14 protein-coding genes and 1 other annotated feature are annotated in these 14,178 nt (G+C 56.6%); of the genes, 10 read left to right on the top strand and 4 right to left on the bottom strand.

What is annotated here, in order from left to right; translation table 11 throughout:
* Nucleotides 1-5 precede the first annotated feature (5 nt).
* On the bottom strand, nt 6-1,673 hold the full coding sequence (gene ettA / locus QRD42_RS07850) for an energy-dependent translational throttle protein EttA (protein ID WP_072570455.1): 1,668 nt from the start codon (nt 1,671-1,673) through the stop codon (nt 6-8).
* Nucleotides 1,674-1,891: 218 nt separating this feature from the next.
* On the opposite strand from ettA, the gene sltY reads away from it, so the two are divergent.
* Both sltY and trpR read left to right on the top strand, forming a co-directional pair.
* Nucleotides 1,892-3,829, top strand: coding sequence for a murein transglycosylase (sltY, locus tag QRD42_RS07855; protein WP_321988564.1), 1,938 nt, complete (start codon nt 1,892-1,894; stop codon nt 3,827-3,829).
* A 54-nt stretch (nt 3,830-3,883) separates the two neighbouring features.
* Entirely contained in the window at nt 3,884-4,213 is a 330-nt protein-coding gene (trpR, locus tag QRD42_RS07860) for a trp operon repressor (protein ID WP_072570457.1), read from the top strand.
* Here trpR and yjjX read toward each other — a convergent pair.
* Nucleotides 4,204-4,719, bottom strand: coding sequence for an inosine/xanthosine triphosphatase (gene yjjX / locus QRD42_RS07865; RefSeq protein WP_072570458.1), 516 nt, complete (start codon nt 4,717-4,719; stop codon nt 4,204-4,206). The genes trpR and yjjX overlap by 10 nt on opposite strands.
* 54 nt (nt 4,720-4,773) lie before the next feature.
* On the opposite strand from yjjX, the gene gpmB reads away from it, so the two are divergent.
* Nucleotides 4,774-5,421, top strand: a complete 648-nt coding sequence (gene gpmB / locus QRD42_RS07870) for a 2,3-diphosphoglycerate-dependent phosphoglycerate mutase GpmB (protein WP_072570459.1) — start codon at nt 4,774-4,776, stop codon at nt 5,419-5,421.
* On the opposite strand, the gene robA is transcribed toward gpmB, so the two are convergent.
* Complete coding sequence (robA, locus tag QRD42_RS07875; protein ID WP_072570460.1) at nt 5,418-6,287, bottom strand: MDR efflux pump AcrAB transcriptional activator RobA; 870 nt, start codon at nt 6,285-6,287, stop codon at nt 5,418-5,420. The genes gpmB and robA overlap by 4 nt on opposite strands.
* 210 nt (nt 6,288-6,497) lie before the next feature.
* Between robA and creA the strand changes: the two genes are divergently transcribed.
* Nucleotides 6,498-6,971 (top strand): protein CreA, encoded by a 474-nt coding sequence (gene creA, locus QRD42_RS07880; protein WP_072570461.1) that lies wholly within the window; start codon nt 6,498-6,500, stop codon nt 6,969-6,971.
* 75 nt (nt 6,972-7,046) lie between these two features.
* Here the strand turns inward: creA and arcA are convergent, their stop codons facing one another.
* On the bottom strand, nt 7,047-7,763 hold the full coding sequence (arcA, locus tag QRD42_RS07885) for a two-component system response regulator ArcA (protein WP_072570462.1): 717 nt from the start codon (nt 7,761-7,763) through the stop codon (nt 7,047-7,049).
* Nucleotides 7,764-7,858: 95 nt separating this feature from the next.
* Between arcA and yjjY the strand changes: the two genes are divergently transcribed.
* From yjjY to thrC, 6 genes are all read left to right on the top strand, one after another.
* Complete coding sequence (gene yjjY / locus QRD42_RS07890) at nt 7,859-7,999, top strand: protein YjjY (RefSeq protein WP_088220722.1); 141 nt, start codon at nt 7,859-7,861, stop codon at nt 7,997-7,999.
* A 400-nt stretch (nt 8,000-8,399) separates the two neighbouring features.
* On the top strand, nt 8,400-9,089 hold the full coding sequence (locus QRD42_RS07895) for a tRNA/rRNA methyltransferase (protein ID WP_321988565.1): 690 nt from the start codon (nt 8,400-8,402) through the stop codon (nt 9,087-9,089).
* A gap of 211 nt (nt 9,090-9,300) precedes the next feature.
* Nucleotides 9,301-9,369, top strand: coding sequence for a thr operon leader peptide (thrL, locus tag QRD42_RS07900; protein WP_072570818.1), 69 nt, complete (start codon nt 9,301-9,303; stop codon nt 9,367-9,369).
* Nucleotides 9,308-9,425: a sequence feature (Thr leader region), on the top strand. It overlaps the preceding gene by 62 nt.
* Before the next feature lie 24 nt (nt 9,426-9,449).
* On the top strand, nt 9,450-11,912 hold the full coding sequence (gene thrA, locus QRD42_RS07905; RefSeq protein ID WP_321988566.1) for a bifunctional aspartate kinase/homoserine dehydrogenase I: 2,463 nt from the start codon (nt 9,450-9,452) through the stop codon (nt 11,910-11,912).
* A 1-nt stretch (nt 11,913) separates the two neighbouring features.
* Nucleotides 11,914-12,843, top strand: coding sequence for a homoserine kinase (gene thrB / locus QRD42_RS07910; RefSeq protein ID WP_321988567.1), 930 nt, complete (start codon nt 11,914-11,916; stop codon nt 12,841-12,843).
* A gap of 3 nt (nt 12,844-12,846) precedes the next feature.
* Entirely contained in the window at nt 12,847-14,133 is a 1,287-nt protein-coding gene (gene thrC / locus QRD42_RS07915; RefSeq protein WP_321988568.1) for a threonine synthase, read from the top strand.
* Nucleotides 14,134-14,178 lie beyond the last annotated feature (45 nt).

A 14,178-nucleotide genomic window follows, 5' to 3' on the forward strand; every position in this document is an offset into this window, starting at 1 on the left:
CGGCATTACTTCGAAATACGCTTGTACTTGATACGCTTCGGCTCCAGCGCGTCCGCGCCGAGAGTGCGTTTCTTGTACTCTTCGTATTCGGTAAAGTTACCTTCGAAGAATTCCACTTTGCCCTCATCCTGGTAATCCAGAATGTGGGTGGCGATACGGTCAAGGAACCAGCGGTCGTGCGAGATCACCATCGCGCAGCCCGGGAACTCCAGCAGGGCGTTTTCCAGCGCGCGCAGGGTTTCGATATCCAGGTCGTTGGTCGGTTCATCGAGCAGCAGCATGTTGCCGCCAACCTGCAACAGCTTCGCCAGGTGCAGACGACCACGCTCACCGCCGGACAGTTCGCCCACGCGTTTACCCTGATCAATCCCTTTAAAGTTAAAGCGGCCAACGTAGGCGCGGCTTGGCATCTCGGTGTTGCCGATACGCATGATATCCAGCCCGCCGGACACTTCTTCCCACACGGTTTTGCTGTTATCCATCGCGTCGCGGAACTGGTCAACGGACGCCAGCTTCACGGTTTCACCCAGCTCGATGGTGCCGCCGTCTGGCTGCTCCTGACCGGACAGCATGCGGAACAGCGTGGATTTACCCGCGCCGTTCGGGCCGATGATGCCGACGATCGCGCCTTTCGGCACGGAGAAGCTCAGGCCGTCGATCAGCTGACGATCGCCGTAGGATTTGCTGAGGTTGGTAACTTCAACGACTTTATCGCCCAGACGCGGTCCAGGTGGAATAAAGAGTTCGTTGGTTTCGTTACGTTTCTGGTATTCGGTGCTGTTAAGCTCTTCAAAGCGGGCCAGACGCGCCTTGCCTTTCGACTGACGGCCTTTCGCGCCCTGACGCACCCACTCCAGCTCTTTCTCAATGGATTTACGGCGGGCCGCTTCCTGAGAAGCTTCCTGCGCCAGACGCTGATCTTTCTGCTCCAGCCAGGAGGAGTAGTTACCTTCCCACGGAATACCTTCACCGCGGTCAAGCTCCAGGATCCAACCCGCAACGTTATCAAGGAAGTAACGGTCGTGGGTGATCGCCACCACGGTGCCTTCGAAGTCGTGCAGGAAGCGTTCCAGCCAGGCGACGGATTCGGCATCCAGGTGGTTCGTCGGTTCGTCGAGCAGCAGCATGTCCGGCTTTTCCAGCAGCAGACGGCACAGCGCGACGCGGCGGCGTTCACCACCGGACAGTTTTTCGATTTTGGCATCCCAGTCCGGCAGACGCAGCGCATCGGCGGCGCGTTCCAGCTGCACGTTCAGGTTGTGGCCGTCATGCGCCTGGATAATTTCTTCAAATTTACCCTGTTGCGCCGCCAGCTTATCGAAGTCGGCGTCCGGCTCGGCGTACTTCGCGTACACTTCGTCCAGCCCTTTCAGGGCGTTAACCACTTCGGCGACCGCTTCTTCAACGGACTCGCGCACGGTATGTTCAGGATTGAGTTTCGGCTCCTGCGGCAGATAACCAATTTTCAGGCCAGGCTGCGGACGGGCTTCACCTTCGATGTCGGTATCGATGCCGGCCATAATGCGCAGCAGGGTGGACTTACCGGCACCGTTGAGACCCAGCACGCCAATTTTTGCGCCCGGGAAGAAACTCAGCGAGATATTTTTCAGGATATGACGTTTCGGCGGAACCACTTTGCCGACACGATGCATGGTATAAACGAATTGAGCCACGTTGGACTTCGCCTCTTTTATCGGGATGTGAATGGTCTTTAACTGCGCAGTGTAGCGGTTTTCACGGCGCAATCCCAGCAGGCCCGGGCGAGAGTGTTAAATCACACCGAAAAGGTAAAAAAGTGTCCAGGGCGTGGCGCGATAGGGGATGCCTGGTTAGCATAAAGTATTCGCGCGCATGATGCGGTGAAGCGTTTTATTTATAAGAGGAAAAGCCTGTGCAGAAAGCAAAACACGTCGTCTGGCAGATGCTGGTGGTGGGCAGCTGTTTACTGACCCTCAGCCACACGGCACGCGCCGATTCGCTGGACGATCAGCGTAACCGTTATGCGCAAATCAAGCAGGCGTGGGATAGCAAACAAATGGACGTGGTGGCGCAGCTGATGCCGACCCTCACCGATTATCCCCTTTATCCTTACCTGGAATACCGCCAGATTACTGACGATCTGATGAACCAGCCGGCGATCAAGGTCAGCAATTTTATTCAGTCAAACCCGACGCTGCCGCCCGCGCGCAGCCTGCAAAACCGTTTTGTGAACGAGCTGGCGCGGCGTGAAGACTGGCGCGGCCTGCTGGCGTTCAGCCCGCAAAAGCCGAGCACCACCGAAGCGCAATGTAACTATTACTACGCCAAATGGAACACCGGACAAGCCAGCGAAGCCTGGCAGGGCGCAAAAGAACTCTGGCTGACGGGCAAAAGCCAGCCTAACGCCTGTGACAAACTCTTCGGCGCCTGGCGCGCCTCCGGCACTCAGGATCCGCTGGCCTATCTGGAACGTATTCGCCTGGCGATGAAAGCCGGGAATACCCAACTGGTGACGGTGCTGGCGAATCAGATGCCCGCGGAGTACCAGACCATTTCGACGGCGATTGTGACGCTGGCGAACGATCCCAACAGCGTGCTGACCTTCGCCCGCACCACTGGTGCCACCGATTTTACCCGCCAGATGGCGGAAGAAGCCTTCGCCAGCGTGGCGCGTCAGGATGTGGAAAATGCGCGCCTGATGCTGCCGTCGCTGGTGCAGGCCCAGCAGCTTAATGAAGATCAAACTCAGGCGCTGCGCGATATTATCGCCTGGCGTCTGATGGGCAACGATGTCACCGACGAGCAGGCGCGCTGGCGTGACGATGCCATTATGCGTACCCAGTCCACGTCGCTGGTGGAGCGCCGGGTGCGTATCGCCTTAGGGCAGGGGGATCGCCGTGGGCTGAATACCTGGCTTGCCCGTCTGCCGATGGATGCCAAAGAGAAAGACGAATGGCGCTACTGGCAGGCGGATCTGCTGCTGGAGCGTGGCCGCGAAGAAGAAGCGAACACCATTCTGCGATCCCTGATGCAGCAGCGCGGATTCTACCCGATGGTGGCGGCGCAGCGTCTGGGGGAAGACTATCCGCTGAAAGTGGATAAAGCGCCCGGCAACATCGATCCGACGCTGGTACAGGGTCCGGAGATGGCGCGCGTGCGCGAGCTGATGTACTGGGGGCTGGATAACACCGCCCGCAGCGAGTGGGCCAATCTGGTCACCAGCCGCACCACGCAACAGCAGGCGCAGCTGGCGCGCTATGCCTTTGAACGTCAGTGGTGGGATCTGAGCGTGCAGGCGACCATCGCCGGTAAGCTGTGGGATCAGCTGGAGGAGCGTTTCCCGCTGGCGTATAAAGATCTCTTTGAGCGTTATACCAGCGGCAAAGATATTTCCCAGAGCTACGCCATGGCCATTTCACGCCAGGAGAGCGCCTGGAACCCGAAAGTGCGCTCGCCGGTCGGCGCCAGCGGGCTGATGCAGATCATGCCGGGCACCGCGACGCATACGGTGAAGATGTTTAATATTCCGGGCTACAGCTCGCCGGGCCAGCTGCTGGATCCGGAAACCAATATCAACATCGGCACCAGCTATTTGCAGTACGTGTATCAGCAGTTTGGCAATAACCGTATCTTCGCCTCGGCGGCTTACAATGCCGGTCCCGGTCGGGTGCGCACCTGGCTTGGCAACAGCGGTGGACGCATTGACGCCATCGCTTTTGTCGAGAGCATTCCGTTCTCGGAAACGCGTGGGTATGTGAAAAACGTGCTGGCCTATGACGCCTATTATCAGTACTTCATGGGCGGTAAACCGACGCTGCTCACGGCGACGGAATGGGGGCGTCGTTACTGATCTGCCGGGTTTGTGTTATGCTGCTGTACTCGTTGATGAGTATGGCGGTATGACATGACGCAGCAATCTCCTTATTCAGCAGCCGTTGCCGAACAGCGTCACCAGGAATGGTTGCGCTTCGTTGAGCTGCTTACACAATCCTGCGAACAGGATTTGCATCTTCCGTTGCTCAATTTGATGCTGACGCCGGACGAGCGCGAAGCCCTGGGAACGCGGGTACGGATCATTGAAGAACTGTTGCGCGGCGAGATGAGCCAGCGCGAACTGAAAAATGAGCTGGGGACCGGCATTGCGACCATCACCCGCGGCTCGAACAGCCTGAAGGCGGCGCCCGCCGAGCTGCGTGAATGGCTCGAAAAGGCGCTGCTTAAAGATCAGCGATAAACGTCGTTGTGAAACGGACTTAACGCCAGGATCACCGCCTGATGGTAGACGCTGGTACGCGTCAGCTTTCCGGCGGTGAACACGCCAATTGCCCCTTCTTTACGCCCAATCTCATCAATGCCGGTGAACTGCGACATCACCGGGCCAAGCGCTTCCCCGGCGCGTACATGCTCAAGAATGACGGCAGGCAGCGGCAGGGTGGCGGAACGCGCTTCTCCGCGCTGATCGCGGCTTTCAATCACCACCCAGCTGAAGGTGCTGTCATCGTCAATTCCCGCTTCTATCGCCACCCAGAAATCCGCCTGCGGCCTTTCACGACGGGCGTTTTCGACACGATTACGTGCGCCAGCCCGCGTTTCTGCGCTGCCGAAGGGTTGTTCCGGCACGCCGCTCTCGACGGCGACAGACTCCATATGGCAGGATCCTTCGCCGAAAATCTCGTGAAATGCGTGCAGAATAGCCTTAATTTTCGCTGGATTGCTGGTAGCTGAGACAACATGGTACATAATCAATATTACTCAGATTTATAAATTTGCCCCGCAGTATAATGGAAAAAACGCATGTTACAGGTATACCTTGTTCGCCACGGTGAAACGCAGTGGAACGCCGAGCGTCGTATTCAAGGGCAGTCAGACAGTCCGTTGACGGCAAAAGGTGAGCATCAGGCATGGCAGGTGGGCGAACGGGCGAAAACGCTCGGCATCACCCATATCATCGCCAGTGATTTAGGGCGCACGCGTCGCACGGCGGAAATTATCGCCGATGCCTGCGGCTGCGACATTATTTTTGACGCCCGTCTGCGTGAGCTGGATATGGGCGTGCTGGAAAGCCGCCATATCGATTCCCTGACGGAAGAAGAAGAGGGCTGGCGTCGTCAGATGGTTAACGGCACCGCAGAAGGGCGCATTCCGGATGGCGAGTCCATGCAGGAGCTGAGCGAACGTATGCACGCGGCGCTGGCGGCCTGTCTGGATCTGCCGAAAGGCAGCCGTCCGCTGCTGGTGAGTCATGGTATGGCGCTGGGCTGTCTGGTGAGCACCATTCTGGGGCTGCCAGCCTGGGCTGAACGCCGCCTGCGTCTGCGCAACTGCTCTATTTCGCGTATCGATTACCAGGAAAGCGCGTGGCTGGCTTCCGGCTGGGTGGTGGAAACGGCCGGAGACGTCTCGCATCTGGATGCTCCGGCACTGGACGAGCTACAGCGTTAACGACGCACCGGGATCAGGTATTCGCAGCGCAGTTCAATCGGCCGCTCCTGGTTCCGGGCCTCATCCTGCGGGAAGAAGCGCTCTATATCGAGCCCCTTGCGGCGGGTGAGATCCAGCATCGGCATACAGGTGCCGTAGATGGTCAGGATAAATTCCTGCAACTCATTGCCCGGCCCTTCATAAGTGAACATCACGTATTCACCCCCTTCCAGCGTCACCGGATGGGCATTTTGCAGGTGACCGTTCGCCATTTCCGGCGTCACGGCGGTGGTGTAGAACACCTCCTGTTCGTCATCCTTTTCGCTGCCCGGACGCGTTTCATGCAGGCCGTACAGTTCGGCTGGTAACTGCGGCGAGTTGCCTAAAAATTCCCGCCAGAACTGAATGCGCATGTCGTTACGGAAGCGGGAGATCTCCTCCAGCGAGCAGGTATAGCTCTGGGTGGTGCCCACCAGGTCCATCGTCGGCAGCGTAACAAACTGATACTCGGGCATATGGAATTCGCCCAAACGCAGCGGAGGGCGGATGCCGTAGGCGCTCCAGTCCGGGGCGCGGCGGTACAGCGCCGGCGTCAGGTTAAATTGCTTTTTGAATGCGCGGGTGAAGGTTTGCTGCGAGTCGAAACGGTATTGCAGGGCGATGTCCAGAATCGGACGTGCTGTTAAGCGCAGCGCCACCGCCGCCTTGGATAACCGGCGTGCGCGAATATAGGCACCTATCGCATGACCTGTCACATCCTTGAACATCCTTTGCAGATGCCACTTGGAATAGCCTGCTTTCGCCGCCACATTATCCAGAGCGAGGGATTGATCCAGATGCCCCTCCAGCCAGACAAGCAGTTCGCGAATAATCCCAGCCTGATCCATATTGTGTCCTCATCCTTATTTAGCGGGTGCCTGATACTAAGGTAGCGGATAATAGCATTTTTCGTTCTTTTAGCATTCAGTGTTTTTTTTGCGCATAAATGCTTTTCATGGTTGAATTTATTCTGATTTTTCGTAATTCAGTGATTTATAGCTATTTTCTTCTGTAACGGACAATAATCACTCAACGTAATTTTTATCAATGGTAACAATATGAAATACAAGCGTTTGCTGCTGTGCCTGTTCCTGTGCGCTGCCGGACAGTCGGTTCAGGCTGAACAAATTGGCTCTGTAGATACGGTATTTAAAATGTTTGGCCCGGATCACAAGATCATAGTGGAAGCCTTTGACGATCCCGATGTGAAAAACGTCACCTGTTATCTGAGCCGCGCAAAAACGGGCGGTATCAAAGGCGGTCTGGGGCTGGCGGAAGATACCTCAGACGCGGCGATTTCCTGCCAGCAGGTCGGGCCGATTGAGCTGAGCGAAAAGGTGAAAACCGGTAAGGCGCAGGGCGATGTGGTGTTCCAGAAACGCACCTCGCTGGTGTTCAAGAAATTGCAGGTGGTGCGGTTCTACGACGCGAAGCGCAACACGCTGGCTTATCTGACCTACTCGGATAAAGTTGTGGAAGGCTCGCCGAAAAACGCCATCAGCGCGGTGCCGATTATGCCGTGGGGTAAATAGCAGGCTGCACGGATGCCGTTGAAACGGGTCCGGATGGAGAAAAGAAAAACGGCGCATCATGCGCCGTTTTTATTCTTATTCCGCTAAATCGCCGCAGAAACGGTAACCTTCACCGTGGATGGTGGCGATAATTTCCGGCGTGTCCGGCGTTGATTCGAAATGCTTACGAATGCGACGAATGGTCACGTCAACGGTACGGTCATGCGGTTTCAGTTCGCGGCCGGTCATCTTCTTCAGCAGATCGGCGCGGGACTGGATCTTGCCCGGATTTTCGCAGAAGTGCAGCATGGCGCGGAATTCGCTACGCGGCAGCTTGTACTGCTCACCGTTAGGGCTGATCAGCGAGCGGCTGTTGATATCCAGCTCCCAGCCGTTGAACTTGTAGCTGTCAACGGTGCGACGCTCTTCGCTAATCGCGCTCAGATTCATCGTACGGGACAGCAGGTTGCGTGCACGGATGGTCAGCTCACGCGGGTTAAACGGTTTGGTGATGTAATCGTCAGCGCCGATTTCGAGGCCGAGGATTTTATCCACTTCGTTATCACGACCGGTCAGGAACATCAGGGCGACGTTCGCCTGCTCGCGCAGCTCACGTGCCAGCAACAGCCCGTTTTTACCAGGCAGGTTGATGTCCATGATCACCAGATTAATGTCATTTTCGGAGAGGATCTGATGCATCTCAGCGCCATCAGTCGCTTCAAAGACATCGTAGCCTTCTGCTTCGAAAATGCTCTTCAACGTGTTGCGTGTTACCAACTCGTCTTCAACAATAAGAATTTGCGGGGTCTGCATGTTTGCTACCTAAATTGCCAACTAAATCGAAACAGGAAGTACAAAAGTCCCTGACCTGCCTGATACATGTCGCAAATTAACATGCACGGCGTAACATGACTAAAGTACGTAATTGCGTTCTTGATGCACTTACCATCAACGTCAACAACATCATTAGCTTGGTCGTGGTTACTTTCCCTTTGGACCCGACAGTGTCAAAAACGGCTGTCATCCTAACCATTTTAACAGCAACATAACAGGCTAAGAGGTGCCAGACACCCAATAAAACTACGCTTCGTTGACATATATCAAGTTCAATTGTAGCACGTTAACACTTTGATGAAATATTCGTAGCTTTATATGAGCCGCTTTCACAATCTATCAATAAACCAACCAGTTGCAACAGTAAATTAATAAGTGTTGTGAATCCGAAAAGAGATAAGCATTTATGGCATAATTAGCCAGCATAAACAGGAGTCTGCACTGCTTCTGTTAACATAAAATCAGGTAGTCAATCTATGCAACAGTGTAGTTCTTTTTAAGCATACCGGACGCTGATTTCAGTGATTTCTGTTGCAAAAATGTAAATTTGCATCGCGTAATATCTTGACGAAAGTGGTCTTGCAGAAGGCCTGGCGTATTAAAAGAGAGTCCCACATGCAGGTATCCATCATATTAGTTTCACCCGCCCGCGCGGAAAATGTCGGTGCGGCGGCACGCGCCATGAAGACCATGGGCTTTACTGATTTGCGCATTGTGGACAGCCGCGCGCATCTGGAGGAAGGGGCGCGGAGAGTGGCGCACGGATCCGGCGATGTGCTTGATAATGCTACGGTTTATCCAACGCTTGAAGCGGCCCTGCACGATGTGCAGTTTACCGTCGCGACCACCGCCCGCAGCCGGTCAAAATTCCATTACTACGCCACGCCTGCCGAACTGGTGCCGCTGATGCAGGAGAAAAGCCAGTGGCTCCATCACGCCGCGCTGGTGTTTGGCCGTGAAGATTCCGGCTTAACCAATGATGAGCTGACGCTGGCGGATGTGTTAACCGGCGCGCCTATGGTGGCCGATTATCCGTCGCTCAATCTGGGGCAGGCCGTGATGGTCTATTGCTATCAGTTAACAACTTTAATACAACAAACGGCCGTCGCGCCCGCCGTTATCAGTGACGAGAACCAGTTACGCGCTCTGCGTATACGCGCGCGGGCATTACTGGAAAAACTGGGCGTCGACGACGACATCAAAATGGTCGACTGGCTGGAACAGCGCATTGGTCTTTTTGAGCAGCGCGACACGGCAATGCTGCATCGTTTGCTGCATGATATTGAAAAAAAGCTCGCCGGTTAAAAGTTTGAGATATTCCTTTATGGCAGTCAGATCGACTGCCTGCTTGCCACACTGTGGCGAATTTTCAGCAAAATCTGCGCACAAACAGCGTGAGCGGCCCGCCAGTGGAAAAGTCGCAAAATTAAAAATAAATTGACTTGGCAGGGCAGATACTTTAACCAATATAGGCATACAACACAGACAGATAATAATTACAGAGCACACAACATCCATGAAACGCATCAGCACCGTCACCATTATTACGACAACCACCATTACCACAGGTAACGGGGCGGGCTGACGCGCACAGGAAACACAGGAAAAAGCCCGCACCTCAACAGTGCGGGCTTTTTTTTCGGCTAAAGATCAAGGGGTAATTCCATGCGAGTCTTGAAGTTCGGCGGTACATCAGTGGCAAATGCAGAACGTTTTCTGCGTGTTGCCGACATCCTGGAAAGCAATGCCAGGCAGGGGCAGGTCGCCACCGTGCTGTCTGCCCCGGCTAAAATCACCAATCACCTGGTGGCGATGATTGAAAAAACCATCAGCGGTCAGGATGCCGTACCTAATATCAGCGACGCAGAGCGCATTTTTGCCGAACTTCTTCAGGGTCTTTCCGACCTCCAGCCCGATTTCCCTCTTGCCCGCCTGAAAGGCGTGGTGGATCAGGAATTCGCCCAGATCAAACATGTACTGCATGGAATCAGCCTGCTCGGTCAGTGCCCGGACAGCATCAATGCCTCGATCATCTGTCGGGGTGAAAAGCTCTCTATCGCCATTATGGCTGGATTGCTGGAAGCGCGCGGTCATAAAGTGACGGTTATCGATCCGGTGGAAAAACTGCTCGCGGTCGGCCATTACCTTGAATCCACCGTCGACATCACCGAATCCACGCGCCGTATCGCCGCCAGCCGCATTCCCGCGGATCACATGGTGCTGATGGCGGGCTTTACCGCCGGTAATGATAAAGGCGAGCTGGTGGTGCTGGGGCGCAACGGCTCCGACTATTCCGCCGCGGTGCTGGCCGCCTGTTTGCGCGCCGACTGCTGTGAGATCTGGACCGATGTCGACGGGGTATATACCTGCGATCCGCGCCAGGTGCCGGACGCCCGCCTGCTGAAATCCATGTCCTATCAGGAGGCGATGGAGCTGTCATACTTCGGCGCGAAAGTGTTACACCCGCGCACCATTACGCCGATCGCCCAGTTCCAGATCCCGTGCCTGATTAAAAATACCGGTAATCCGCAGGCCCCCGGCACGCTGATTGGCGCCAGTTCTAATGAAGACGGACTGCCGGTAAAAGGCATCTCTAACCTCAACAATATGGCGATGTTCAGCGTCTCCGGCCCAGGCATGAAAGGCATGGTCGGCATGGCGGCGCGCGTGTTCGCCACCATGTCCCGCGCCGGTATTTCGGTGGTGCTGATCACCCAGTCCTCTTCCGAATACAGCATCAGCTTCTGCGTACCTCAGGCAGACTGCGCCCGCGCCCAGCGCGCCATGGGCGAAGAGTTCTATCTGGAGCTGAAAGAAGGCCTGCTCGAACCCCTGGCGGTGATGGAGCGGCTGGCGATCATCTCCGTGGTTGGCGACGGCATGCGCACCCTGCGCGGCATTTCGGCGAAGTTCTTTGCCGCGCTGGCACGGGCGAACATTAACATTGTCGCCATTGCCCAGGGCTCTTCCGAGCGCTCCATTTCCGTGGTGGTCAGCAATGACGATGCCACCACCGGCGTGCGCGTCACGCACCAGATGCTGTTTAACACCGATCAGGTGATCGAAGTCTTTGTGGTCGGCGTCGGTGGCGTCGGCGGGGCGCTACTGGAGCAGCTGAAGCGTCAGCAGGGCTGGCTGAAAAGCAAGCATATCGATCTGCGCGTCTGCGGCGTGGCGAATTCAAAAGCGCTGCTCACCAACGTGCACGGTCTGGATCTGGAAAACTGGCAGGCTGAGCTTGCGGAAGCGAAAGAGCCGTTTAACCTTGGCCGTTTGATCCGCCTGGTGAAAGAGTACCACCTGCTGAACCCGGTGATCGTCGACTGTACCTCTAACCAGGCAGTGGCCGATCAGTACGCGGATTTCCTGCGGGAAGGTTTCCACGTGGTGACGCCGAACAAAAAAGCCAACACCTCGTCGATGGCCTACTACCACGAGCTGCGCAACGCCGCCAGCAAATCGCGTCGTAAATTCCTCTACGACACCAACGTCGGCGCGGGTCTGCCGGTGATTGAGAACCTGCAAAACCTGCTTAACGCCGGTGATGAATTACAGCGTTTCTCCGGCATTCTCTCCGGGTCATTGTCCTTTATCTTCGGTAAGCTCGATGAAGGCGTGTCGCTGTCGGAAGCCACCCGCGTCGCCCGTGAAATGGGCTATACCGAACCGGATCCGCGTGACGATCTGTCGGGTATGGACGTGGCGCGCAAGCTGCTCATCCTGGCGCGCGAAACCGGACGCGAACTGGAGCTGTCTGACATCGTTATCGAACCGGTGCTGCCGGAAAGCTTCGACGCCAGTGGCGACGTGGAGAGCTTTATGGCCCGTCTGCCGGAACTGGACGATGCCTTCGCCGCCCGCGTTGCGAAAGCGCGGGATGCCGGAAACGTGCTGCGCTACGTGGGCAATATTGAAGAAGACGGCGTGTGCCGGGTGAAGATCGCCGAAGTGGACGGCAACGATCCGCTGTATAAAGTGAAAAACGGCGAAAACGCGCTGGCTTTCTACAGCCACTATTATCAACCGCTGCCGCTGGTGCTGCGCGGTTACGGTGCGGGTAACGATGTGACGGCGGCGGGCGTGTTCGCCGATCTGCTGCGCACCCTGTCATGGAAGTTAGGAGTTTAACATGGTGAAAGTGTATGCCCCGGCCTCCATTGGCAACGTGAGCGTGGGGTTTGATGTTCTGGGCGCCGCGGTGTCGCCGGTCAACGGCGAGCTGCTGGGCGACTGCGTCAGCGTCGAGGCGGCGGGGGAATTCTCGCTGACCAACAAAGGGCGCTTCGTCAGCAAGCTGCCTGCCGAACCGCGTGAGAATATTGTCTATCAGTGCTGGGAACGTTTTTGCCAGGAGATCGGCAAAACCATTCCGGTGGCGATGACGCTGGAAAAAAATATGCCGATTGGCTCCGGCCTCGGCTCCAGCGCCTGCTCAGTGGTGGCCGGCCTGATGGCGATGAATGAATTCTGCGGCAAACCGCTCAGCGACGCCCGCCTGCTGGCGCTGATGGGCGAGCTGGAAGGCCGTATTTCCGGCAGTATTCACTACGATAACGTCGCGCCCTGCTTCCTGGGCGGCCTGCAACTGATGCTGGAAGAAAACGGCATCATCAGTCAGGACGTGCCAGGCTTTGAAGAGTGGCTGTGGGTGATGGCCTATCCGGGCATTAAAGTCTCCACTGCCGAAGCGCGCGCCATCCTGCCCGCACAGTACCGCCGTCAGGATTGTATTGCGCACGGTCGCTATCTGGCGGGATTTATCCACGCCTGCCATACGCAGCAGCCTGCGCTGGCGGCGAAATTAATGAAAGATGTCATCGCTGAACCTTATCGCACCAAACTCCTGCCTGGCTTTAACGATGCCCGTCAGGCGGCGGCAGAGATGGGGGCGCTGGCCTGCGGGATCTCCGGATCCGGGCCGACGATGTTTGCGGTGTGCGATAACCCGGCCACCGCGCAGCGCGTGGCAGACTGGCTCAGCCAGCATTATCTGCAAAACAGCGAAGGTTTTGTCCATATTTGTCGGCTGGATACGGCTGGCGCACGCGTACTGGGATAACGAATGAAACTCTACAATCTTAAAGATCACAACGAGCAGGTCAGTTTTGCCCAGGCAATCACGCAGGGGTTAGGTAAAAACCAGGGGCTGTTTTTCCCGCACGATCTGCCGGAATTCAGCCTGACCGACATCGACGCCATGCTGGAGATGGATTTCGTCACCCGCAGCAGCAAAATCCTCGCCGCCTTTATTGGCGATGAGATCCCGGAGGAGATCCTCGAAGCCCGCGTGCGCGCCGCCTTCGCCTTCCCGGCGCCGGTGAGCCAGGTAGAAGAGGATATCGGCTGTCTGGAGCTGTTCCACGGTCCGACGCTGGCCTTTAAAGACTTCGGCGGCCGCTTTATGGCGCAGATGCTGACGCACATCTCCGGCGACAAGCCGGTGACCATCCTCACCGCCACCTCCGGCGATACCGGCGCGGCAGTGGCCCATGCGTTTTACGGCCTCGAAAACGTGCGCGTGGTGATCCTCTACCCGCAGGGCAAAATCAGCCCGTTGCAGGAAAAATTGTTCTGCACCCTGGGCGGCAACATTGAAACCGTCGCCATTGACGGAGATTTCGATGCCTGTCAGGCGCTGGTAAAACTGGCTTTTGACGATGAAGAACTGAAAGGGGCGCTGGGGCTTAACTCCGCCAACTCTATTAACATCAGCCGTCTGCTGGCGCAGATCTGCTATTACTTCGAAGCCGTCGCCCAGTTGCCGCAGGAAGCCCGTAACCAGCTGGTGATCTCGGTGCCGAGCGGTAACTTTGGCGATCTGACCGCCGGGCTGCTGGCGAAATCCCTCGGCCTGCCGGTGAAGCGTTTTATCGCCGCCACTAACGCCAATGACACCGTCCCGCGCTTTTTGCAGGGGGGCGAATGGTCGCCGAAAGCGACCCAGGCAACGCTGTCCAACGCCATGGACGTAAGCCAGCCAAATAACTGGCCACGTGTGGAAGAGCTGTTCCGCCGTAAAATCTGGCGTCTTAACGAGCTGGGCTATGCGGCGGTGGACGATGAGACCACGAAGTCCACTATGCGCGAGCTGAAAGAGAAGGGCTACCTTTCTGAGCCGCATGCGGCGATAGCCTACCGCGCGCTGCGCGACCAACTGCATCCGGGGGAATACGGTTTGTTCCTCGGCACGGCGCATCCGGCGAAATTCAAAGAGAGCGTGGAAGCGATCCTCGGCGAACCGCTGGAACTGCCGCAGGAACTGGCGGCACGCGCCGATTTACCGCTGCTCTCCCATACCCTGCCGGCGGATTTCGCGGCACTGCGTAAGCTGATGATGACAAGAGCGTAATGTGATGCCGTTGCCCGGCGGCGCAAGCTTGCCGGGCCTACATAT

The organism is Enterobacter sp. PGRG2, from assembly GCF_030291195.1.
GTDB lineage: Bacteria > Pseudomonadota > Gammaproteobacteria > Enterobacterales > Enterobacteriaceae > Enterobacter_D.

Bases quoted from the DNA above. Each gene is read 5' to 3' on its own strand.
- yjjY (WP_088220722.1), top strand. From the start codon at position 7,859: ATGACTAAAGTACGTAATTGCGTTCTTGATGCACTTACCATCAACGTC.
- QRD42_RS07895 (WP_321988565.1), top strand. From the start codon at position 8,400: ATGCAGGTATCCATCATATTAGTTTCACCCGCCCGCGCGGAAAATGTC.
- trpR (WP_072570457.1), top strand. From the start codon at position 3,884: ATGACGCAGCAATCTCCTTATTCAGCAGCCGTTGCCGAACAGCGTCAC.
- thrC (WP_321988568.1), top strand. From the start codon at position 12,847: ATGAAACTCTACAATCTTAAAGATCACAACGAGCAGGTCAGTTTTGCC.
- thrB (WP_321988567.1), top strand. From the start codon at position 11,914: ATGGTGAAAGTGTATGCCCCGGCCTCCATTGGCAACGTGAGCGTGGGG.
- yjjX (WP_072570458.1), bottom strand. From the start codon at position 4,719: ATGTACCATGTTGTCTCAGCTACCAGCAATCCAGCGAAAATTAAGGCT.
- thrA (WP_321988566.1), top strand. From the start codon at position 9,450: ATGCGAGTCTTGAAGTTCGGCGGTACATCAGTGGCAAATGCAGAACGT.
- arcA (WP_072570462.1), bottom strand. From the start codon at position 7,763: ATGCAGACCCCGCAAATTCTTATTGTTGAAGACGAGTTGGTAACACGC.
- gpmB (WP_072570459.1), top strand. From the start codon at position 4,774: ATGTTACAGGTATACCTTGTTCGCCACGGTGAAACGCAGTGGAACGCC.
- robA (WP_072570460.1), bottom strand. From the start codon at position 6,287: ATGGATCAGGCTGGGATTATTCGCGAACTGCTTGTCTGGCTGGAGGGG.
- creA (WP_072570461.1), top strand. From the start codon at position 6,498: ATGAAATACAAGCGTTTGCTGCTGTGCCTGTTCCTGTGCGCTGCCGGA.